General features: G+C 43.5%; 21 protein-coding genes. 10 read left to right on the plus strand and 11 right to left on the minus strand.

Annotated elements, in window-relative coordinates; genetic code table 11:
- Positions 1–24 precede the first annotated feature (24 nt).
- Together groES and groL are read left to right on the plus strand one after the other, a co-directional pair.
- Positions 25–315 (plus strand): co-chaperone GroES, encoded by a 291-nt coding sequence (groES, locus tag FTV08_RS02830; protein WP_004646315.1) that lies wholly within the window; start codon positions 25–27, stop codon positions 313–315.
- Positions 316–384: 69 nt separating this feature from the next.
- Positions 385–2,019 (plus strand): chaperonin GroEL, encoded by a 1,635-nt coding sequence (gene groL, locus FTV08_RS02835; protein WP_004279474.1) that lies wholly within the window; start codon positions 385–387, stop codon positions 2,017–2,019.
- Positions 2,020–2,085: 66 nt separating this feature from the next.
- Here the strand turns inward: groL and FTV08_RS02840 are convergent, their stop codons facing one another.
- The gene (locus tag FTV08_RS02840; protein WP_005246940.1) at positions 2,086–2,580 is read right to left on the minus strand and encodes a copper resistance protein NlpE; all 495 of its coding nucleotides are present in this window, start codon (positions 2,578–2,580) and stop codon (positions 2,086–2,088) included.
- Positions 2,581–2,807: 227 nt separating this feature from the next.
- Between FTV08_RS02840 and FTV08_RS02845 the strand changes: the two genes are divergently transcribed.
- Positions 2,808–3,962, plus strand: a complete 1,155-nt coding sequence (locus FTV08_RS02845) for a LuxR C-terminal-related transcriptional regulator (RefSeq protein WP_180086598.1) — start codon at positions 2,808–2,810, stop codon at positions 3,960–3,962.
- A 38-nt stretch (positions 3,963–4,000) separates the two neighbouring features.
- On the opposite strand, the gene FTV08_RS02850 is transcribed toward FTV08_RS02845, so the two are convergent.
- Entirely contained in the window at positions 4,001–5,167 is a 1,167-nt protein-coding gene (locus tag FTV08_RS02850; protein WP_180049623.1) for a hypothetical protein, read from the minus strand.
- 363 nt (positions 5,168–5,530) lie between these two features.
- On the opposite strand from FTV08_RS02850, the gene FTV08_RS02855 reads away from it, so the two are divergent.
- Positions 5,531–6,079, plus strand: coding sequence for a 1-acyl-sn-glycerol-3-phosphate acyltransferase (locus FTV08_RS02855; protein ID WP_171501406.1), 549 nt, complete (start codon positions 5,531–5,533; stop codon positions 6,077–6,079).
- A 71-nt stretch (positions 6,080–6,150) separates the two neighbouring features.
- On the opposite strand, the gene FTV08_RS02860 is transcribed toward FTV08_RS02855, so the two are convergent.
- The 3 genes from FTV08_RS02860 to FTV08_RS02870 all read right to left on the minus strand — a co-directional run bounded on the left by FTV08_RS02860 (position 6,151) and on the right by FTV08_RS02870 (position 8,215).
- Positions 6,151–6,477 (minus strand): hypothetical protein, encoded by a 327-nt coding sequence (locus FTV08_RS02860; protein ID WP_071850601.1) that lies wholly within the window; start codon positions 6,475–6,477, stop codon positions 6,151–6,153.
- A gap of 141 nt (positions 6,478–6,618) precedes the next feature.
- Positions 6,619–7,380, minus strand: a complete 762-nt coding sequence (locus FTV08_RS02865; protein ID WP_180086600.1) for a 3-oxoacyl-ACP reductase — start codon at positions 7,378–7,380, stop codon at positions 6,619–6,621.
- Between the two features lie 100 nt (positions 7,381–7,480).
- Entirely contained in the window at positions 7,481–8,215 is a 735-nt protein-coding gene (locus tag FTV08_RS02870) for a sulfite exporter TauE/SafE family protein (RefSeq protein ID WP_180086602.1), read from the minus strand.
- 246 nt (positions 8,216–8,461) lie between these two features.
- Between FTV08_RS02870 and FTV08_RS02875 the strand changes: the two genes are divergently transcribed.
- Entirely contained in the window at positions 8,462–8,674 is a 213-nt protein-coding gene (locus tag FTV08_RS02875) for a hypothetical protein (RefSeq protein ID WP_004646324.1), read from the plus strand.
- An 87-nt stretch (positions 8,675–8,761) separates the two neighbouring features.
- Here FTV08_RS02875 and rsmD read toward each other — a convergent pair whose 3' ends face one another.
- A complete protein-coding gene (gene rsmD / locus FTV08_RS02880; RefSeq protein WP_004279484.1) occupies positions 8,762–9,319 on the minus strand; it encodes a 16S rRNA (guanine(966)-N(2))-methyltransferase RsmD in 558 nt (185 codons plus the stop codon).
- 2 nt (positions 9,320–9,321) lie between these two features.
- Complete coding sequence (mrdA, locus tag FTV08_RS02885; protein WP_180086604.1) at positions 9,322–11,373, minus strand: penicillin-binding protein 2; 2,052 nt, start codon at positions 11,371–11,373, stop codon at positions 9,322–9,324.
- A 238-nt stretch (positions 11,374–11,611) separates the two neighbouring features.
- On the opposite strand from mrdA, the gene FTV08_RS02890 reads away from it, so the two are divergent.
- The 4 genes from FTV08_RS02890 (at position 11,612) to FTV08_RS02905 (ending at position 14,548) form a co-directional block, all read left to right on the plus strand.
- The gene (locus tag FTV08_RS02890; protein ID WP_004279486.1) at positions 11,612–12,130 is read left to right on the plus strand and encodes a hypothetical protein; all 519 of its coding nucleotides are present in this window, start codon (positions 11,612–11,614) and stop codon (positions 12,128–12,130) included.
- A 65-nt stretch (positions 12,131–12,195) separates the two neighbouring features.
- On the plus strand, positions 12,196–13,512 hold the full coding sequence (locus FTV08_RS02895) for a membrane protein (protein ID WP_004279487.1): 1,317 nt from the start codon (positions 12,196–12,198) through the stop codon (positions 13,510–13,512).
- A 75-nt stretch (positions 13,513–13,587) separates the two neighbouring features.
- A complete protein-coding gene (gene adk / locus FTV08_RS02900) occupies positions 13,588–14,247 on the plus strand; it encodes an adenylate kinase (RefSeq protein WP_005262314.1) in 660 nt (219 codons plus the stop codon).
- Between the two features lie 88 nt (positions 14,248–14,335).
- Positions 14,336–14,548, plus strand: a complete 213-nt coding sequence (locus tag FTV08_RS02905) for a hypothetical protein (RefSeq protein ID WP_004279489.1) — start codon at positions 14,336–14,338, stop codon at positions 14,546–14,548.
- A gap of 118 nt (positions 14,549–14,666) precedes the next feature.
- On the opposite strand, the gene nth is transcribed toward FTV08_RS02905, so the two are convergent.
- Positions 14,667–15,380 carry an endonuclease III gene (gene nth, locus FTV08_RS02910; RefSeq protein ID WP_005246932.1) on the minus strand — a complete coding sequence of 238 codons (714 nt, stop codon included), beginning with the start codon at positions 15,378–15,380 and terminating at the stop codon, positions 14,667–14,669.
- Positions 15,381–15,383: 3 nt separating this feature from the next.
- Positions 15,384–16,175, minus strand: coding sequence for an RnfABCDGE type electron transport complex subunit B (locus FTV08_RS02915; protein WP_180037734.1), 792 nt, complete (start codon positions 16,173–16,175; stop codon positions 15,384–15,386).
- A 349-nt stretch (positions 16,176–16,524) separates the two neighbouring features.
- Between FTV08_RS02915 and gdhA the strand changes: the two genes are divergently transcribed.
- Positions 16,525–17,868 carry an NADP-specific glutamate dehydrogenase gene (gdhA, locus tag FTV08_RS02920; RefSeq protein WP_004646331.1) on the plus strand — a complete coding sequence of 448 codons (1,344 nt, stop codon included), beginning with the start codon at positions 16,525–16,527 and terminating at the stop codon, positions 17,866–17,868.
- A 70-nt stretch (positions 17,869–17,938) separates the two neighbouring features.
- On the opposite strand, the gene FTV08_RS02925 is transcribed toward gdhA, so the two are convergent.
- Together FTV08_RS02925 and FTV08_RS02930 are read right to left on the minus strand one after the other, a co-directional pair.
- Entirely contained in the window at positions 17,939–18,712 is a 774-nt protein-coding gene (locus FTV08_RS02925) for an META and DUF4377 domain-containing protein (protein WP_218947140.1), read from the minus strand.
- A gap of 127 nt (positions 18,713–18,839) precedes the next feature.
- Complete coding sequence (locus FTV08_RS02930) at positions 18,840–19,616, minus strand: class III extradiol ring-cleavage dioxygenase (protein ID WP_180086607.1); 777 nt, start codon at positions 19,614–19,616, stop codon at positions 18,840–18,842.
- Between the last annotated feature and the right edge of the window lie 24 nt (positions 19,617–19,640).

Consider the following 19,640-nt stretch of genomic DNA (forward strand, 5'->3'; position numbering starts at 1 on the left):
AGACTTAGTCTGATGGAGTTATTTATGAGCAACATTCGTCCATTACATGACCGCGTTGTTATTCGTCGTGTTGAAGAAGAAACTAAAACAGCTGGAGGCATTTTACTTCCAGGTTCGGCTGCTGAGAAACCTGCTCAAGGTGAAATCATTGCAGTTGGTAATGGTCAAATCACTGATAATGGCGTACGCGCGTTAGACGTAAAAGTTGGCGACAAAGTATTGTTCGGTACTTATGCAGGTACTACTGTAAAAGTAAACGGCGAAGAGCTTTTAATCATGAAAGAATCTGACATTTTAGCGGTATTAGAAGCTTAATCTGCGCTAAAAAGTTTTATTCGTTCCAAATCAGATTTTGTAAAGATACAACAATATTCGGAGTCAAATATGTCAGCTAAAGACGTAAAATTTGGTGATTCAGCTCGTTCAAAAATGATTGCTGGTGTAAACACCCTTGCAGATGCAGTAAAGGTTACTTTGGGTCCTAAGGGCCGTAACGTTGTTATCGACCGTTCTTTTGGTGCACCGCACATCACTAAAGATGGTGTCACTGTTGCCAAAGAAATTACGCTGAAAGACAAGTTCGAGAACATGGGTGCTCAACTGGTTCGTGAAGTTTCTTCAAAAACCAATGACATCGCAGGTGATGGTACAACGACTGCAACTGTATTGGCACAAGCAATTTTGAATGAAGGCATCAAGTCAGTAACAGCGGGTATGAACCCAATGGACTTGAAACGCGGTATCGATATTGCGGTACGTTCTGTAGTTGAAAACATCAAGGCAACTGCAAAACCAGCATCAGACTCTAAAGCGATTGAACAAGTAGGTTCGATCTCTGCTAACTCTGATACGACTGTAGGTCAGCTGATTGCGCAAGCAATGGAAAAAGTGGGCAAAGAAGGCGTGATCACGGTTGAAGAAGGTTCAGGCTTCGAAGATTCGCTTGACGTAGTTGAAGGCATGCAGTTCGACCGCGGTTATATTTCTCCGTACTTCGCGAACAAGCAAGATACTTTAACAGCTGAACTTGAAAATCCATTCATTCTTCTTGTTGATAAAAAAATCAGCAATATTCGTGAATTGATTACAGTACTTGAAGCTGTTGCTAAAACTGGTAAACCGCTTTTAATCATTTCTGAAGATGTTGAAGGCGAAGCGCTTGCAACTCTTGTGGTCAACAACATGCGCGGTATTATCAAAGTATGTGCGGTGAAAGCACCTGGTTTTGGTGATCGTCGTAAAGCTATGCTTCAAGACATCGCGATCTTGACTGGCGGTACTGTGATTTCTGAAGAAATCGGCATGCAGCTGGATCAAACGACGCTTGATCACTTGGGTACAGCACATAAAGTAACTGTATCTAAAGAAAATACTGTAATTGTAGATGGTGCTGGTAATGCTGGCCAAATCGCTGACCGTGTACAGCAAATCCGTGCACAGATCGAAGAATCTACTTCAGAATATGACAAAGAAAAACTTCAAGAGCGTGTAGCGAAACTTGCTGGCGGTGTTGCTGTCATCAAAATCGGTGCTGCAACTGAAGTTGCAATGAAAGAGAAAAAAGACCGTGTAGATGACGCGCTTCATGCGACTCGCGCTGCAGTTGAAGAAGGTGTCGTTGCGGGTGGTGGTGTTGCACTAGTACGTGCTGCATCTGCACTTGAAGGCGTAACAGGCGCGAATGATGACCAAAACGTAGGTATCAACATTCTTCGTCGTGCGATTGAAGCACCGCTTCGTCAAATCGTATCTAACGCAGGTGATGAGCCTTCTGTAGTGATCAACGCTGTGAAGAATGGCGAAGGTAACTTCGGTTATAACGCTGCAACTGGCGAATATGGCGATATGCTGGAAATGGGTATTCTTGATCCTGCTAAAGTAACACGTTCTGCACTTGAGCATGCAGCTTCTGTTGCTGGCTTGATGCTGACCACTGAATGCATGATCACTGAAATCCCAGAAGACAAACCTGCAATGCCTGATATGGGTGGCATGGGTGGTATGGGCGGCATGATGTAATTCATCATCCGAGCATTTCATAAAAAATCCCCGCAATAGCGGGGATTTTTTTATGCGTTTACAAAATTATGATGCGGACTTTTTAACTAATTTATAATTTAAATTACTGTCGATTTTTTTACCTGATTTCATCTCGCGTGCTTCAACAAAATTTTCACCAACAAAGAATTTACGGTTTTCAGCTTTGTTATCTAATGTGATGATTGAAGGATCTTGAGGGTCAAAACTGAAACTGCCTTTAGTTTCGGTCTCATTATTTCCGCCTTTACCTAAATATTCTTCATTTAGCTCATAGGTTTTATCCGGATTGAGATCTAGCTCGACCTTAATTCCTTCACAGTCAGCACAAGGAAAAACACCCTCGTATTCACCTGCCCAATCTAGTGAGGTTTCTGCGCTATCCGCACGGGTCACACTGGTATCCGCTTTATTTTGCTCCATCATGGCTGGGCTGGATTGAGCATTATTATTCATCGGCTCATTATCATTGGGCTTTGAACAGGCGGTTAAAGCTCCTGCAATAACGACTGCTATCGCAGCAGTAAGCGTTAATTTTTTCATTGTTTTGACCCTATTAAATTATTTGTTATGAATTACATTAAAAGTAGTCAGTACAGATAAATAGGGCAATCTTGTTAAAGTTTGATTCATTAGGTGAATCAGGCCAAAGTTATTGATAAGTGAGCAGGATTTAAGAATTTTTAGCCAAATTTAAAGTCATTTTATGCTGTTTCGTTAACCAATTCTGAACGCTATGATTAGAAAATAATGATAATGCGGAGGGGATAATGAAATTAGAACAAGAAAATAATCTGATTGCAAAAATTTATGATGCTGCTGTATTGCCATCTTTGTGGCTGGACGTGATCAAAGATATCGTGAGCTATACTAAAAGTAAGAGTGCAATTTTTACCGGTCTGGATCAGCTTAATCCAGGCTATGATTTTGTTTACACGCACAATATCCCGAGTGAAAGTCTGGCTGCTTATCAAGATGAGCGTATCAGAGTGATTGATATGAAATTGCATATGCCATTATGGAATGCGATCGAGATGGGCGATGCATTGAGTCATAACTGTCAGCACTATGCAGAACAGCCGGGTACGGATCACTATGTTTTCTATGAGAAGTGTTTAAAGCCTGGCGGTGTATCTTATCTGGCAGGGGTATTGCTGGATCGGGGAAATTATCGTTGGGCGGTACTGGGTATTCATCGTGCTCCTGAGGTGCAGCCTTTTGAACAAGTTGAGCTGGATTTTCTAAGACGTATCAGTATTCATTTACGCCGGGCTTTGCAAATTCACCGGCAAATCAACTTGATTCAGCAAGATAATTTAAGCTTGTATACCGTATTGGATAGTTTAAAAACCGGAATTGTACTGCTCGATCAAAACCTGTGTTTAAGTTATTCCAATCCTGTTGCGCAAAAGATGCTTGATCAAAGTTCATGTCTGGATCTGGATATACATAACCGTCTAAAAACCAATTATGCTCAGCAGATACGTTTTGATCAGCTATTAGAAAGTGCTTTGCTGGAAGATACGACCATTCAGACTGAGGTGGGTGGAGTCTTGGCGTTGAGTGATGGGGCAGGCTCGCAATTTATGCTGACGGTGGTGCCCTTTAAGAAATTAAGAAATATGCAACATTTACAGTCTGCTCAGCATCAGATTGCCTTATTTATGACGGATAAAAACCAGCATTATTCCCTGTCAAGAACTTACCTACAACAGTGTTACCAGCTTTCCAAACGAGAGTTTGATTTATGTGAGTTGTTAATTAATGGTTATAAAATAGAAGATATTGCAGAACAGTGTGGCATTACGCTGAGTTCGGTACGGACGTATTTTAAAAATATTTATGAAAAAACCCAATGTTGTTCGCAAATCGAACTGATGCATTTATTGATGGGTTGTACCATTCAATTTGAACATATTGATTAAACCGGCCTGAATTTCATATTCAAGCCGGTTTATATGGGTTATTTAACACGTTGTAAAGTTACAGGATCTTCACCTTGCGGATGTAAGATAAGATTGTTGTTAGATATATTGATGCTTGCAATTGTCTTGCTGCCATTTGAACTATCTTGTAATCCACCACACTCGTTGGTATCGAATAATACCTCGGTTGTGGTGAGAGTATTTGCTGACAATGTATATTTGCCATATTCAATTCCTGGCCAACCACAGTCATCTCCACCTTCAGTGTCTAGGAAGAAATAATAGTTGTTATCAAAGAAAGCAAATAGGTGCGTTTCATTGAGTCGCCACGTGCCGACGAGACTATTAGACTGCTTAACTCGATTTAAACGGTATTCAGTACTAACGCCGGGTTCAGTAAGAATTAATTGAGTTCCATTAAAGTTTAAAGAATAAGGTTTATTCTCGGCAGGATGTGAAAGTCCCCATTCACCATTGGTGTCATGTAGGATTTCCGGTTCAATCACGGTTGTTGTTGCATTCCATTTTAAGCGGCCCATTTCAATGCCTGCTTGACCACTCTCATCTTTTGCTTCTGCTTCACCTAGTGCATAGCGTCCATCTTCCAGAATGTGAATCAACACAGCAGTGTTATCGGTACGGTTAATCTCCCACGTACCGGCAATATCTTTGTAGAAGGTCGCTTGGAAGTTTTCTGAAGCTTTTTCTGGTGTTATCAACTGATCTGGTGTGATGGCTGTTTTGGTGACAACTTCATTTACGAAGTCGGTGGTACTTTGGTTAAAATTAAGCTTTACAGCAGTGAAGGCTGTTTTAGTGTCATCACTAATCTGAATGCCATCGCTATGATCACCTTTTCCATCTAAGGATTGTAAAAAAACCATAAGGTTGATACGCGCATTTTCACTTTCGACTAAATCTAATGGTGTGATACGCTCCTTTGCTTCAATTTCATCACCGAGTTGTACACCCCCAATAAAGAATTTTACTTTTTCATCATCATTAAATTTAAATTCTCCTTTTTCGTTGGTAACTCCTGTTGCACCACTACTGGTGATATAGGTCACCCCTGAAATGATTCCGTCCGTCAGTACGCCGGTTTGGGTGCCAACATTGTTTGCTGGAGGTGTACTGGCATTATCATCCGAACCGCCGCAGGCACTAAGTAACCCCGCTAAAGCAATACAAAGTAAAGTCTTTTTCATTAGAATCTTCCTGAAATTTATAATGTGGATTCAGTATAAAAAGACCCTCGTTTTTGCCATATCCCAAAATTAGGAGGTCAAGAGCTTTTTAATGCATGGATCCTTTAAATTAGAAAGAAATTTCTATTGATATTGGGAAGCAATCTGAACTATCCGTAAATTGATGTATGAGATAAGTTCAAGGTGGAAAAAAATAATCAACTATTCATTTAAAAATTCCAATTATACAAATATAGATTAATTGTTTATTTATTGCTCATAGAGCACTATCTATATTTGCCTAGGTTGCTAAAATTCGCGCAATTTTGAATAGAATTGGTGCGTGACGTGTTTGAGAAGTTAGCAGAACAAAGCCTGAACCTGATGGGTTGGGAAATTGATAACCATTGGCCCCTAGATTTAGACCAATGTGTCATGATTGCTGCGCCTCATACCAGTAATTGGGATGCATTGTATGCGCGACTGGCCTTAAAAGCATTGGGCGTAAATGTTCGCTTAACCATTAAAGACAGTTACATGAAATTGCCACTTGGGCCTTTTGTGCGTGCTATGGGCGGTATCGGGATTGATCGCCGTCCTAAACAGCCGGGTGAGCCTCGTCCGAGCATGGTTCAGCTGATGACAGACTTATTCAAGACTCATCCTAAACTGGTCATGCTGGTCACGCCAGAAGCAACTCGTGCCAAACAGGAACAGTGGAAGACAGGTTTTTATCATGTAGCGATTAGTGCCGGTGTGCCGATTGCATTGGCCTATATGGACTATGCCAAGAAGAAAACTGGCGTAGGTAAAATCGTTTATCCGACAGGGGATTATGAAAAAGATATGGCAGAAATCATGGCATTTTATGCAGAGATTCAACCAAAATTCCCTGAATGCTTTAGTGTAGATCAGCGCTATTATCAGAATTAAAATTGAGTTGAAAAAAAGCAGGAAAATTCTCCTGCTTTTTTATTGCCTAATCATCATGAAGATTGACAGACTTAAGAGGCATGTTCAGAAGTCGGCAAAATTCCACCCAGATTTTGGCAGGCATCTTTATACAGATCATATTGCTGTTCCACCACTTCATGCAGTGGCAGGTCAAACAGCTCTTCACCTTGATGATACTGTTTGATATAAGACTCGACTTTGGATTTGCTGCTATACAACATCTGCTGATAATAGTCGGTCATACTGCTATGTGGCATTTGGGCGGTATCTACCTTGGCACAATGGAAATTTTGCAGTAATTGTTCTGATTTTTTCAAATCGCTGGACATACAACCTGCCAGTAGCAAGGTACTGAGCAATGTCGTGATAAATTTCATGGAAAGTAGACTAAAGGCTTTATGGGAGCGCACTATTGTAGAAGTAAAACCCGGTCACAAAACCTTTTTAATCTACCAAATGGTTAAAAAATAGAACAACAGAATTTGAAAATTCAAGTCCATTCTCTAAACATTTAACATTTAACCTTTGACCAAGCCACCATCTACAATCAGGTTTTGTCCTGTGACGGCACGTGAATAAGGTGACAAAAACATCAGGATTGCAGCAGCAAATTCTCCTGGTGTAATTACGCGGCGTAAAGGCGTCGATTGAGCAATCAGGTCAAAGACAATGTCAGGTGTGGCCTTACTGGCATCCGTAGTTTGTAACAGGCCACCAGAGAGCATATTCACATTGATGCCATATTGTCCCAAGTCCTGCGCCGTGGTGCGGGTAAAGGCCAATAATGCAGCTTTGGCGGTGGTATAGTCATGATAAGGAACCACCGGATTTTGCACCAGGTTTGTACCAATATTCACGATCCGGCCAAACCCTGCCTGTTTCATATCATCCAGTGCGGCTTGTGTAGTATTTAAGGCAGCCTGTACTGCACCGCTAAATTGCCGTTGCAACATATCCCAAGTCAGCGTTTCTACTTTAGGGCGTGCATCACCATTAAATTCAAATTGAATCAGTGCGTTATTGATTACAGCATGAATCGCTTCCCCGAAATGGGTTTTAGCTGCGGCAAATAAAGCGCGGACCTGATCAGTTTGAGTGACATCTGCCTGATAAATAAATACCTGTTCAGGATAATGCTGGGCCAGCTGTTCAGCTTGCTGCTGACTGCTATGATAATTGACGACCACGCGTGCGCCCTCAGCCAGTAAAGCCTGAGTAATGGCTAAACCCAAACCACGTGCACCACCAGTAACAAGAACAATCTGATCACGAATTTGCATAATGATGATCTATATTGTGAAAGATTGGCCTTAACATAGCAGTTATTTCACCGGATTCAAGCTTTGGCGGGGGGAAGACAGATTCGGCTTGATCTTGTGCTTAAATGAATTGGGGCGCTAATAGAAAACAGCCTGCGCTCAAGAGTAAACTTAAGATCACGCGTTTAAACAGTAATTCTGAAATTTTATAAAATAGCTTTGCGCCTAAAATCGCCGGAATACTCACAAAAACAATCAGCAATGCCAGATACGGTAAATGGCTTTGATTGATCAGGCCTTGCCATACATAAGTACCCAGCGTGAAAAGCTGAATTGCAAAATTAAAGTGCCGTAAAATATAGCGCTGCTGGGTTTTGGGTAATTGTTTTAACATCACCCAGGCCGAAGGAATGGCACCGCAAAAACCGCCCAGTCCTCCTAAAATTCCGCCAATAAAACCGATGCAGCTATCAGTCAATTTTCCTGAATGCTGAATTGTTTTGAATTGCGGATTGAATAGCATCACCGGACACCACAGTACCAGAAAAAATCCCAAGATCATCTTAAAGGTATCTGCTTGAATGATCTGCAACAGATAAGTACCCAGCGGCACGCCAATCAGACCAGCAATCAGATAAGGCAGCACCAACTGCCTGGATAAAACTAGCTGCTTTTTTTCCTGACTGAGTGAAATCACATGACTCCAGATCGAGGCAAATACCAGCAAGGGCGCGGCCAGTTGCGGAGGCAGCACCCAGACCCAGAAAGACATGGCGATCAGGGCAAAGGCAAAGCCGGTCAGCCCCTGGACAAAACCTGCGACCATTGCACCAAGAATAAATAACAGCCAAGTCATAAAGATCAGGTCATAAGCAAAGGCAGCAGTATTCTCAAGATTTAAACAAAAGCCAAGCTTCCATTTAGCTGGATTTATGCAAATGAAAGTTCAAATTCTCATAAAAGCATGAATGCTAATTAAGAAAAAAGAGGTTTACGGCCATGCATAAAACATGCATAAATCTCTACAAGAGTGCAACAATGGCTCCGTTCACTCTCCATGAACTCGCCTGATACTGACAGAGTGCAGTAAGAGGTGATGGACATGATGAAAAAAGTGATATTACTTTCTGTATTGGCTGTGTCATTAACCGGTTGTGTGGTTGATCCTTGGGATGATGATTATCGTGGAAACAGAGATCGTAATGGACATTATGATCGAGACCACAGAAATCATGACTGGAAAAATAAGGACCATAAAGATCATCGGGATTGGAAACGTGACCGAGATAACCGCGACTGGCGCCGTGATCGTTAATCACAGTCTTTAAATTTGACTGACTACAATGACAAAAAGGATTCCACTGAGGAATCCTTTTTTAATGGCTCTTCAAAACAATTTAAATCAAGAAATACTTTTTTGATAAAGCCCCGCACGAACTGTACCGGCTTTGGTATTTTTAATTAAACGCCATGAGGACGGTAATTTAAGTAATTGTAAATCACGATCTGCTTCTACATAAATATAGGCATTGTCCTTGATCAGAGGATCTGCCTTTAGCGCTAGTTCTTCCCATAAATCCAGGCTATATGGCGGATCTAGAAAAACCAGATCAAACTGTGCCTGAAGGGTAGACAAAGCTTGCTGCGCCGTAGCCACTTTTAATTGTGCACGTGCTTTGGTGACTTTTAAAAGTTCCAGATTTTGGGTCAGAAATTGTGCCTGAGTACGATCCGGCTCAATCATCACCACTGATGCAGCACCACGCGATAATGCCTCAAACGCCAATGCCCCAGAACCGGCACAAATATCCAACACCTGGGCATTTTGTACATCCCACATCAGCCAATTAAACAGTGTTTCCCGAACACGGTCAGGCGTCGGGCGCAAACCCTCAATGCTGGCAAAAGGCAGTTGGCGGCGTTTCCAGTCACCACCAATAATTCGAAGCTGGTTTTTCATCTTTAATCTCGCTCTACCGGTGTCGGAGCAGGTGTTGCTGCGGGAGATGCAGCCGTATTTGCAGAAGTCGGAGCAGCATTGTCGGGCTGGTCACTGGCTGGAACGGCACTAGATGCTGCATCCTGACTCAACATGCCTGCACCACTTGGCAATTCAGCTGGCTTGATTCCGGCCGTCATCAGACCACCACTTAATTGGTGGCCTTGTGGGCGTACCGGATTTTTATCTTTATGCAGTAACCAGTAATCAAAAATTGGACGGGCCAGAGCCGTTGCGGCACTACCACCGCGACCATTTTCCAGAATAACTGCAATCGCGATTTCAGGATTTTCAGCAGGTGCAAAACCGACAAACAGGCCATGATCCAGCTGACGGTCAGTCAATAAGGATTCATTATAGCGCTTGCCCTGAGCAATACTTTTTACCTGTGCCGTACCGGTTTTTCCGGCAATAGAATATTGTAAGCCGCTTTTGATGCCTCGGCCTGTACCGGATTGAATTACGTCCACCATCGCATCACGCATTTTGATCCAGTCTTCTTCCTGACCATTAAAATCGATCTTGCCATGCGTGCCATTATGCACCTTGAACGGTTTGGCACCGCGACTTTCGCGCAGAACATGGGGAATGACTTTATTGCCATGGTTGGCGGTAATGGCTGTGGCCATAGCCAGCTGCAATGGCGTTGAAGTAAAAGCACCCTGACCAATACTGACAGAAATGGTTTCACCACGTGACCATTTGGCCTTGCGGGTACGCATTTTCCATTCCGGGTTTGGATACAGTCCTGAGCTTTCACTTGGTAAGTCCACGCCGGTTTTTTCCCCAAAGCCGAACTGACGCATCCAGGTGTTCATTTTTTCAATGCCCATGCGGTAGGACATGACATAGAAATAAGTATCACAAGAGACGACTTGTGCCTTATGCATATTCACTGCGCCATGCCCGGATTTTTTATGGTCACGGAAACGGTGGCTGTCTCCCGGCAGGCTGAAATAACCTGGATCGGAAATAGTGGTATCCCAATCGACCAGACCATGATGCAGACCACCGAGTGCAAACATTGGTTTAATAGTAGAGCCAGGTGGATAAACCCCTTGCACGGCACGGTTATATAAAGGTTGATCCAGATTATCACGTAGGAATGAATAATCTTTGGTGCTAATCCCAGTCACAAACAGATTCGGGTTAAAACTTGGGCTGGAGACCAGCGCCAGAATTTCTCCGGTTGTAGGATTCATCGCCACAATCGCGCCACGACGCCCGGCCAGTTGCTCCGAAGCTACTACCTGTAAACCGTAATCCAGTGACAGGAACAGATCATTACCACGCACCGGATCTTTACGGCCCAAATGACGCAGCACATTACCAAAGGCATCTGCTTCTACCGATTCATTTCCCGGCACACCATGCAGCAGCTCTTCATAGGATTTTTCCACCCCGATTTTTCCGATCAGGTTGGTTCCAGCATAGAGATCCTTATCAATTGATTTCAGTTCTTTGTCATTAATCCGGCCCACATAACCAATCACATGTGCAAACAGATCGCCATGTGGGTAATAGCGAGTCATCTGGGTTTCAATATTCACACCCGGAAATTGATATTTCACTTCACTGAAACGGGCAATATCATTTTCATTCAGGTTAAGCTTGATTGAAACCCGTTCGGTTTTACGTGCTGTTTTAATCCGGGTTTGAAAGCGTTCCAGGTCTTCTTCGGTCAGTTCCAGAATCGGTTTCAGGCGTTCGAGCGTTTGATCGATATCCTGTACGTCGGCACGACTTAAAGTGGCAGTAAATACTGGATAGTTATCGGCCAGCAACACGCCGTTACGGTCATAAATATAACCACGCGCTGGCGGCAAAGGTTGTAGACGAATCCGGTTCTCATCAGAAGCTGTAGTAAAGCTTTCAAAGTTGAACAGTTGCAAATAGGCATAGCGGCTGACCAGCAGCAGCATAAAGAAAATGACAATCCCCATGGAAATCAAGACTCGACTGCGATAGATGCGCTTTTCTTGTTGTGCGTTTTTTAAAGGAAAGTGCTGCTTCATACGCGATCGACTTAAGACCTGAGAGTGGTAGAAAAGAATCAAAGTGGAGTATTCTAACGCAACTGCACTTGATTTGATAATGAAAAACTGCCCTTACAATCAGTTCCTTTAAGCTTTGACTTTGCAGACATTAAAATTGTAAAGTGCTGTATATAAGAGTTGTGATAATTCTGCTAGAGTAAAATCTAATAAAAATAGGGCTATACCAAAAACTATAATTAAGGAAGATGGTGAAGGAATGAACAAGGTTTACCCTTTGTTAGCGTTTGCATTGTGGGCGAACGGGGCTTATGCACATGATCAGATTAATAATACTGCAACCAAAATAGAGCCTGCTCAGGCAAAAGCCTTTAATGTGGGTGTTGGTTTTACCCAGAAATTACTGCATTTAAATACCGAATGGGTGAACCCTTATGGGATTGCTTATGTGAAAGGTGGTGTTTTTCTGGATGATGATCGTACGATTGGCGGTCAGGCAGGCTTTCGTTATCCTGCACATCTCACCGGCAAAGACAAAAATGGTTATTATGTCGGGGTTTATGCCGGGCATATCGACAGCAAACAGGTTGATGGCGAATATGAAGGCCGTTTAGGTGCTGGCGTTGATTTGGCCTATGTTTTGCTTAGTTCAGAACGGATCAGCAGTTTTAGTATCGGGATCGGTGCCGGAGAGAAACTCGAAGACCGAAATGGTCGTGCTGTGGCTGAAACAGAACCCCGGCTACAATTTTCCTATACTTTAAGTATCGGTTTATAGACAAAATATTCGACCTTATTAATATGTGTATTCTGTGAACAAAAAATTAAATATGGAAGTTATGCATGCTTGAGTACGTCAACGAGTTGTGGCAAACCTTTGTAAACCGCCCGGATTTTTGGGCTGTGCTCAGCATTATTCCAGTGACTGCATTTGTAACCTGGGCTCACGTCTGGATGGCGCTGAAAATGGTCTTTTATCCGATCAATTTTTGGGGTTTCCATCTGGGGCCTTTGCCTGTGGGCTGGCAAGGGATTGTGCCACGCAAAGCTGGACGTATTTCAGGCATTATTACCGATAACACACTGTCGAAATTAGGCTCCATTCGCGAATTTTTACAGGCGATGGATCCGGATGATATGGCACGCATCATCGGCGAGCAGGTCGGTTTCGAACTGGAACATCTGATTGATGAAGTGATGATGGATCGCAATGCGGTGCTCTGGGAAAACCTGCCTTTTGCTATTAAGCGCAGAATTTATGCACAAGCGCAAAAACAGATGCCGGCAATTTTGCGTGAATTAGTGACTGAGCTGACCATGAACGTCGAGTCACTGGTAGATATGCGTGAAATGGTAGTGAGCCAGATGGAAGGCGACCGTCGCTTGATGGTGCGTATGTTCCTGAAAGTGGGTCAAAAAGAGATCAACTTTATCTGGCATATCAGTGCCCTCATCGGGATGTTCTTTGGTATTTTTCAGATGATTGTCTGGTTTGTAGTGCCGTGGCACTGGACTGTACCGTTCTGGGCTGCGATCTGGGGCTTTTTGACCAACTGGATCGCGATCTGGATGGTCTTCAATCCGCTCTATCCACACCCGGTGAAGTACCCGCAATTCTTTGCTCGCACCACAAACCGCAAGTTTCCATGGATCAAACCGGTGATTCCTCGTATCGGCACCTATAACATACAAGGCGCATTTATGAAACGTCAGGATGAAGTCTCTGACGTCTTCGCAAGTGTAGTCACAGAAGATCTGATTACGTTAAAATCGATCATGACCGAGATGATGTATGGTGGCAGAAAAGATAAAACCCGCCGCATTATCAAACGTCATATTAATGAAATTATGGAAACACCCCTGGTTAGAACCTCTTTACAGCTGTCTTTAGGACCAAAAGAGTATGCAAAGCTCAAGACAGACTTGATCGATCGCTCGATTGAAATTACGATGGTGCCTGTATGCGACCCAGCATTTAATGCGAGCCGTGCACAGAAAATCTATCAAATGTTTAGAGACCGCATACGTGAGTTGACTCCGAAGGAGTTTCAGAATCTTTTACGTCCTGCATTTCAGGAAGATGAATGGATTCTGATTTTATTGGGTGGGGTAACCGGTTTTGTCGCGGGTTTAATCCATTTGTTTGTGGCTTTCTTATAATGAGATGTCGGGGGACACAATCGGGTGATTGTGGTCGCGGCGTCATACATATTGTTTAAATGAGGATGTTTATATATGCGCATTATCTTACTCGGACCACCTGGAGCAGGTAAAGGTACACAAGCTCAGTTGATCTGTAAGCGCTACAATATCCCACAAATTTCAACCGGTGATATGCTCCGTGCTGCAATTCGTGAAGGAACTGAATTAGGTCTACAAGCTAAAAGTGTCATGGACAATGGCGGTTTGGTTTCTGATGAGTTGATCATTGGTCTGGTGAAAGAGCGCATTGCGCAACCTGACTGTGTAAATGGCTGCATTTTTGATGGTTTCCCGCGTACTATTCCTCAAGCAGAAGCTTTGGAAAATGAAGGCATCACTATTGATCACGTGATTGAAATTGATGTACCAGATGAAGAAATCGTACAACGTCTTTCTGGCCGTCGTCAGCATCCTGCATCTGGCCGTGTCTATCACATCGTTTACAACCCGCCAAAAGTGGAAGGTAAAGATGACGAAACGGGTGAAGATCTGGTTCAACGTCCTGATGACCAGGAAGCAACCATTCGTAAGCGTCTAGGTTCTTACCATACTGAAACCGAGCAACTGGTTGGTTTCTACCAAGGCCGTGCAGCGTCTGGTGAAAATGCACCAACTTATGACAAGCTAAATGGTTTACGTCCAATCGATGAAGTTCAAACTGATCTTTTCGCGATTCTGGATCAGGCAAAATAATCGGCTGACGATGATTTTGACAATCGGAGAGCCCTAAGTCATATTAGGGCTCTTTTTTATTGCGTATTTGAACAGGGTACTTGTTGCTATGAAATTTGGCGTATTGGTGTTGATGGTAGTCTTTCTGGCAGTATTGGTAGGTCTGTTCTATTTCAGTTTTAAAATGCTCAACAAAGTACGTCAGGAAGAACGTGCTGAAAATGCAGCAAAGCGACCTGAGCGCCAGCTCCATCCAAAATTACAAGCCGAACTTGAACAGCGCAAGCAGCAGGAAAAGGCTGAACAAGATCAGGATAAATAATCCATAATAGTTCAGCTCAGCTAAGAATTTGGTTTGAACGAAAAGCACTCTTCTCATAGTCGATAAAAATAGGTGACACATTGGTCACCTATTTTTATCCCAGCTTGATCACGCCGTTCTATTCAGCAAGCTCAATATTTTTCACTGCAATTTGGCGGGCTGCACCAAATTCAAACCGATCCGGCCAGTTACACACATCGGATACTACACATTCATGACATTTCGGTTTGCGCGCAATACACGTATAACGACCGTGTAAAATCAGCCAGTGATGTGAATCAATGATAAATTCCTTGGGAATGACTTTGACCAGACGGTGTTCAACTTCCAACACATTTTTGCCAACCGCTAGTCCGGTACGGTTACCTACCCGGAAAATATGGGTATCAACCGCCATGGTCGGCTGACCAAAGGCCGTATTCAGTACCACATTCGCCGTTTTACGACCTACACCCGGCAGGGCTTCAAGATCCGCACGATTATCCGGTACGATGCTGTTGTGCTTCTGAATCAGCATCTCGCAGGCCTTAATCACGTTGACCGCTTTCGAGTTATATAAACCAATGGTCTTGATATATTCCTTCAAGCCGTCCACACCTAGCGCATAAATGGCTTCCGGTGTATTAGCGACTGGAAAGAGTTTGTCTGTGGCTTTGTTGACGCTGACATCGGTAGCTTGAGCAGAGAGCGTGACCGCGACCAGTAATTCAAAGGGATTGGAATAATTCAGCTCGGTTTTTGGGTTAGGCCGCTGTTCACGCAGGCGTTCAAAAAAGGTCTGAATCTGCTTTTTGGTCATGTTTTTAACGGGCTTGGCCTTTGCTGTGGTCATGTTCTATCCCTGTAAAGCCTGTAATTGCTGTGTCAGTTCTTCCAGTTGGGTACGTTTTCGAGCATCTTCACGAACCGAAAGCTGTTTTTCCAGTTTTTTAATTTGGGTACGTAGTTTTGCCAGTTCAATCGTGGTCTTGGAATCGAGGGCTACAGGCGCATTCGCTGGCTTGTTCACCACTTCAATCACGGGAAGTTGCTCATTTAACGCAGAGAAACGGGCAAACAGGGCCGTATCAATTTCTGCACGGACCACAGGCCCCTTACGATCGCTACGCCGTTTTTCTTCACGCTGGATGTGCGCATAGTAACGCTGACGTAAATCATCCTGTTCCGCAATGCGCTGTACTTCAGTCGGCAAAGGTTGTTGATCTTCAACCAAATCGATGCAGTCTACCGGACAGGGCGGGATACATAGTTCACAGCCGGTACAGAGGTCGGTCAGAATGGTATGCATCAGTTTACCAGAACCAATAATCGCATCGACTGGGCAGGCGCTAATACATTTGGTACAGCCAATACATTCATCTTCACGAATTACGGCTTTGATGCGCTGAGGTCGACCATCGGCTTGAACTGGCCAGACACTTTCTTCAGCTTGAAGTTTAGGACGATTTAATAATGCAGCCAAAGCATCGGCAACAGGCTGTCCGCCCGGCACACATTTATTGGCATTTTCCCCCTCAGCAATCGACTGGGCATAAGGTAAACATCCATCACGGTGACCGCAGAGTCCACATTGGGTTTGAGGGAGTAAAGCGTCAATCGATTGGACCAGAGAAATGGGCGAATTCATGTATAACCAGCGTTACTCATGGCAAGCATGAGAGAGTAAGTGAAACAAAATATGTCGATTCATCAATTTTAACATATTTTTAAACTCCTAAGTCGTGCGCAATTAAGGGTCAACTTGTGCCTTATTATTAGGCATAAATCTGAATGTAAGCCTTGATTCGATTGGCATTTCCTGACATAGAAAAAATTTTCATAATCAATATAAATATTTGTTATCAAATTAATTTTAAAGTATTTTCAAAAAAAGTATTGTAGATTAGTTACAAAAGATATTTAATATTTTGCGCCAAAATTTAACATTGATTGTAAATTTGACCAATTTTGATCCATTTTCTGCTGAGGATTAAGCGTTGAAATACAACACACTTAATGAGTTCCTAGATTACGTAAAATCACGTGATGCACATCAACCAGAATTTCTTCAAGCTGTAGAAGAAGTGATGACCAGTTTGTGGCCGTTCATTGAAAAGAACCCACAATACGCAGCACATGGTTTACTAGAACGTCTAGTTGAGCCAGAACGTGCGATCCAGTTCCGAGTTTCTTGGGTAGATGACCAAGGTCAGACTCAAGTAAACCGTGCGTTCCGCGTACAGTACAACTCAGCGATCGGTCCATTTAAAGGTGGTATGCGTTTCCACCCTTCAGTGAATCTTTCAATCCTAAAATTCTTAGGCTTTGAGCAAACATTTAAAAATGCTTTAACCACACTTCCTATGGGTGGCGGTAAAGGCGGTTCTGATTTTGACCCTAAAGGCAAATCAGAAGGCGAAATCATGCGTTTCTGTCAGGCTTTAATGATCGAGCTGTATCGTCACCTTGGTGCGAACACAGATATCCCTGCAGGTGATATTGGTGTAGGCGGTCGTGAAGTGGGCTACATGGCCGGCATGATGAAAAAATTAAGTAACGATACGGCATGTGTATTCACTGGTAAAGGTTTAACTTTCGGTGGTTCATTGGCACGTCCGGAAGCAACGGGTTACGGTACTGTGTATTTCGCTGAGGAAATGCTTAAGTCTCGTGGCGAAAGCTTCAAAGATAAAGTCGTTGCGATTTCAGGTTCTGGTAACGTTGCGCAATATGCTGCTGAAAAAGCAATGTACCTCGGTGCGAAAGTGGTTTCACTTTCTGACTCTGCCGGTACAGTTCACGTTAAAGACGGTTTCACTGAGGCGCTTCTTGCTGAAGTCATGGAACTTAAAAATGTAAAACGTGGCCGTATTTCAGAATTCGCGTCTAAACATGGTTTCGAATATCTTGAAGGACAACGTCCTTGGGGTATCAAGTGTGATATCGCATTGCCATGTGCGACTCAAAACGAACTTGATGCAGACGACGCTGCTCAGCTTCTTGCAAACGGTGTAATCTGTGTGGCTGAAGGTGCGAACATGCCTTCTACGCTTGAAGCGGTTGAGAAATTCGTTGAAGCGAAAATTCTTTATGCGCCAGGTAAAGCATCAAATGCAGGTGGTGTGGCAACTTCTGGTCTGGAAATGTCTCAAAACGCATTGCGTTTAGGCTGGACTTTCGAAGAAGTTGATGAGCGTTTACACGCAATCATGAAAGAAATTCACCGTAACTGTGTGAAATTCGGTACTAAAGAAGACGGTACTGTGAACTATGTTGACGGTGCGAACATTGCTGGCTTCGTAAAAGTTGCTGATGCAATGCTTGCTCAAGGCGTATTCTAAGTCTGACTTAGTCTAAGCTGAAAAAACCGGGGCTGTTGCCCCGGTTTTTTTATATCTGGTATTTTTAGCCTTAAAGAGCACCCTTAACTATTTCACGCTCAACCGCCATATCAAAAATATAGGCATATTTCGATTGATCAGCTGCCGGATGCTTAATTTCAAAACGTTTGACCCGAATAATCTGCCGCTCATTCTGTGAATGCTGAAAACCTTCGATCTGGTCATAGAATAAAGTCCAGTCCTTATCCACCTGAGTTTTCAGGCCATTCTGATCATATTTCACTTCTTTGACTTGCAAGCAACTTTGTTGGACCACGCCGGTACAGGGTTTAGTGTCAGGAGCAATTTCCAGAAAAATTGTTTCAGCCTGACCTTGGTATTTGGTTTCCGGAGTCATTTTCCCGATAAATTCATAGGTTTGACCATTTGCGGCCATCAACGTCAGGGTCGGCTTGTCAGGATCTGTGGTATTGAGCGTAAAAGGAATGTCACGCTTCTGTAAAAGTTGGCTGACAAAACGTTCCTGCTCCATCAATGCTGCATCACAGGCCATTTCAGTGCCTATAACTTCGCTGGTGGTGATGATATTGTTTTTGACTGACCAGGTCGTCCCGAGTCCATTACAGCCCGTCACGGCGCTTAGCCGGCCTTGAGCGTTGAAACTAAGTACGATTGGTCGTTCTAGTCCACGATTCAGTTCCCAGTGATAGGCTGGAAGAATCTGATCTGCATTTTTTTGTTGGATGGTGGCCACCGCACTATCTCCAGCTCGTTGAATATCACTGGACTGACAGGCTGCAAAAGTTAAAGGCAATAATGCCAGCACAATAAATTTTAATTTCATGGACTTATAATGAAGTATATAAAGTTCAAACAATAATAATGCATGTATTGCAAAAAAATATGGATACATTTCGCAGCTTTGAGTTGAAAAATGTATCCATCATTAAGGTTTTAGCGCTGAAGTAAGATTAATCGAAGCGGTAAATATCCATACCGAGTGAACCCATGGTGAAACTGCTATGTACCAGACTAAAACGCTGACCTGTGCCCATCGCAAAGAAAATTGGAGCAAAATGTTCTAACGTTGGATGATTCCGTGCCATATGCGGAATATTGGACCAGTCCAGGACCGCGTCATAATCGCTATGCGTCAGTTTATGCACCACAAAATTACGGAAGCCTGAGGCCCATTCGGGTACATCAGCAGCCGATCCATCCCAAGACAGTTCACGTAAATTATGGGTAATACTGCCTGAACCAATCAGCAGGATTTGCTGTTCACGTAAAGGTGCGAGACTTTGACCAATCTGATAAATCTCATCCGCACTCATCGACATGGGTAAGGAAATTTCTACCACGGGAATGTTGGTATCTGGATACATATGTAGCAGCGGCATCCATACCCCATGATCACGCGGACGAGTACTGTTGGCATGTGCAGAAAAGCCGGCATTGGCCAGCAAGCCTAAGACTTTCTCGGCCAATTCAGGATTTCCCGGTGCAGGGTAGCGTAATTGATAAAGTTCAGGCGGGAAACCACGAAAATCATGCCAAGTTTCTGGGCGAATTGCGCTACTGACTTCCAACGCATCACTTTCCCAATGCGCAGACATCACAATAATCGCTTCCGGGCGTGGGAGATTTTCGCTCAAACGATGCAAGGCAGGACCCACTTGCTCAGGATTCAGCGCCAGCATAGGAGAGCCATGAGAAATAAATAAGCCGGGCAACGTTTGTAAGTTCATAATTCAAACCACATCTGGAAAGAT

Origin of the sequence: Acinetobacter sp. YH12226, assembly GCF_013417805.1 — a bacterium.
Lineage (GTDB): Bacteria > Pseudomonadota > Gammaproteobacteria > Pseudomonadales > Moraxellaceae > Acinetobacter.

What these genes read in the sequence shown, in the direction of transcription:
- groES (WP_004646315.1), top strand. Translation starts at nt 25, where the DNA reads ATGAGCAACATTCGTCCATTACATGACCGCGTTGTTATTCGTCGTGTT.
- groL (WP_004279474.1), top strand. Translation starts at nt 385, where the DNA reads ATGTCAGCTAAAGACGTAAAATTTGGTGATTCAGCTCGTTCAAAAATG.
- FTV08_RS02840 (WP_005246940.1), bottom strand. Translation starts at nt 2,580, where the DNA reads ATGAAAAAATTAACGCTTACTGCTGCGATAGCAGTCGTTATTGCAGGA.
- FTV08_RS02845 (WP_180086598.1), top strand. Translation starts at nt 2,808, where the DNA reads ATGAAATTAGAACAAGAAAATAATCTGATTGCAAAAATTTATGATGCT.
- FTV08_RS02850 (WP_180049623.1), bottom strand. Translation starts at nt 5,167, where the DNA reads ATGAAAAAGACTTTACTTTGTATTGCTTTAGCGGGGTTACTTAGTGCC.
- FTV08_RS02855 (WP_171501406.1), top strand. Translation starts at nt 5,531, where the DNA reads ATGGGTTGGGAAATTGATAACCATTGGCCCCTAGATTTAGACCAATGT.
- FTV08_RS02860 (WP_071850601.1), bottom strand. Translation starts at nt 6,477, where the DNA reads ATGAAATTTATCACGACATTGCTCAGTACCTTGCTACTGGCAGGTTGT.
- FTV08_RS02865 (WP_180086600.1), bottom strand. Translation starts at nt 7,380, where the DNA reads ATGCAAATTCGTGATCAGATTGTTCTTGTTACTGGTGGTGCACGTGGT.
- FTV08_RS02870 (WP_180086602.1), bottom strand. Translation starts at nt 8,215, where the DNA reads ATGACTTGGCTGTTATTTATTCTTGGTGCAATGGTCGCAGGTTTTGTC.
- FTV08_RS02875 (WP_004646324.1), top strand. Translation starts at nt 8,462, where the DNA reads ATGATGAAAAAAGTGATATTACTTTCTGTATTGGCTGTGTCATTAACC.
- rsmD (WP_004279484.1), bottom strand. Translation starts at nt 9,319, where the DNA reads ATGAAAAACCAGCTTCGAATTATTGGTGGTGACTGGAAACGCCGCCAA.
- mrdA (WP_180086604.1), bottom strand. Translation starts at nt 11,373, where the DNA reads ATGAAGCAGCACTTTCCTTTAAAAAACGCACAACAAGAAAAGCGCATC.
- FTV08_RS02890 (WP_004279486.1), top strand. Translation starts at nt 11,612, where the DNA reads ATGAACAAGGTTTACCCTTTGTTAGCGTTTGCATTGTGGGCGAACGGG.
- FTV08_RS02895 (WP_004279487.1), top strand. Translation starts at nt 12,196, where the DNA reads ATGCTTGAGTACGTCAACGAGTTGTGGCAAACCTTTGTAAACCGCCCG.
- adk (WP_005262314.1), top strand. Translation starts at nt 13,588, where the DNA reads ATGCGCATTATCTTACTCGGACCACCTGGAGCAGGTAAAGGTACACAA.
- FTV08_RS02905 (WP_004279489.1), top strand. Translation starts at nt 14,336, where the DNA reads ATGAAATTTGGCGTATTGGTGTTGATGGTAGTCTTTCTGGCAGTATTG.
- nth (WP_005246932.1), bottom strand. Translation starts at nt 15,380, where the DNA reads ATGACCACAGCAAAGGCCAAGCCCGTTAAAAACATGACCAAAAAGCAG.
- FTV08_RS02915 (WP_180037734.1), bottom strand. Translation starts at nt 16,175, where the DNA reads ATGAATTCGCCCATTTCTCTGGTCCAATCGATTGACGCTTTACTCCCT.
- FTV08_RS02925 (WP_218947140.1), bottom strand. Translation starts at nt 18,712, where the DNA reads ATGAAATTAAAATTTATTGTGCTGGCATTATTGCCTTTAACTTTTGCA.
- FTV08_RS02930 (WP_180086607.1), bottom strand. Translation starts at nt 19,616, where the DNA reads ATGAACTTACAAACGTTGCCCGGCTTATTTATTTCTCATGGCTCTCCT.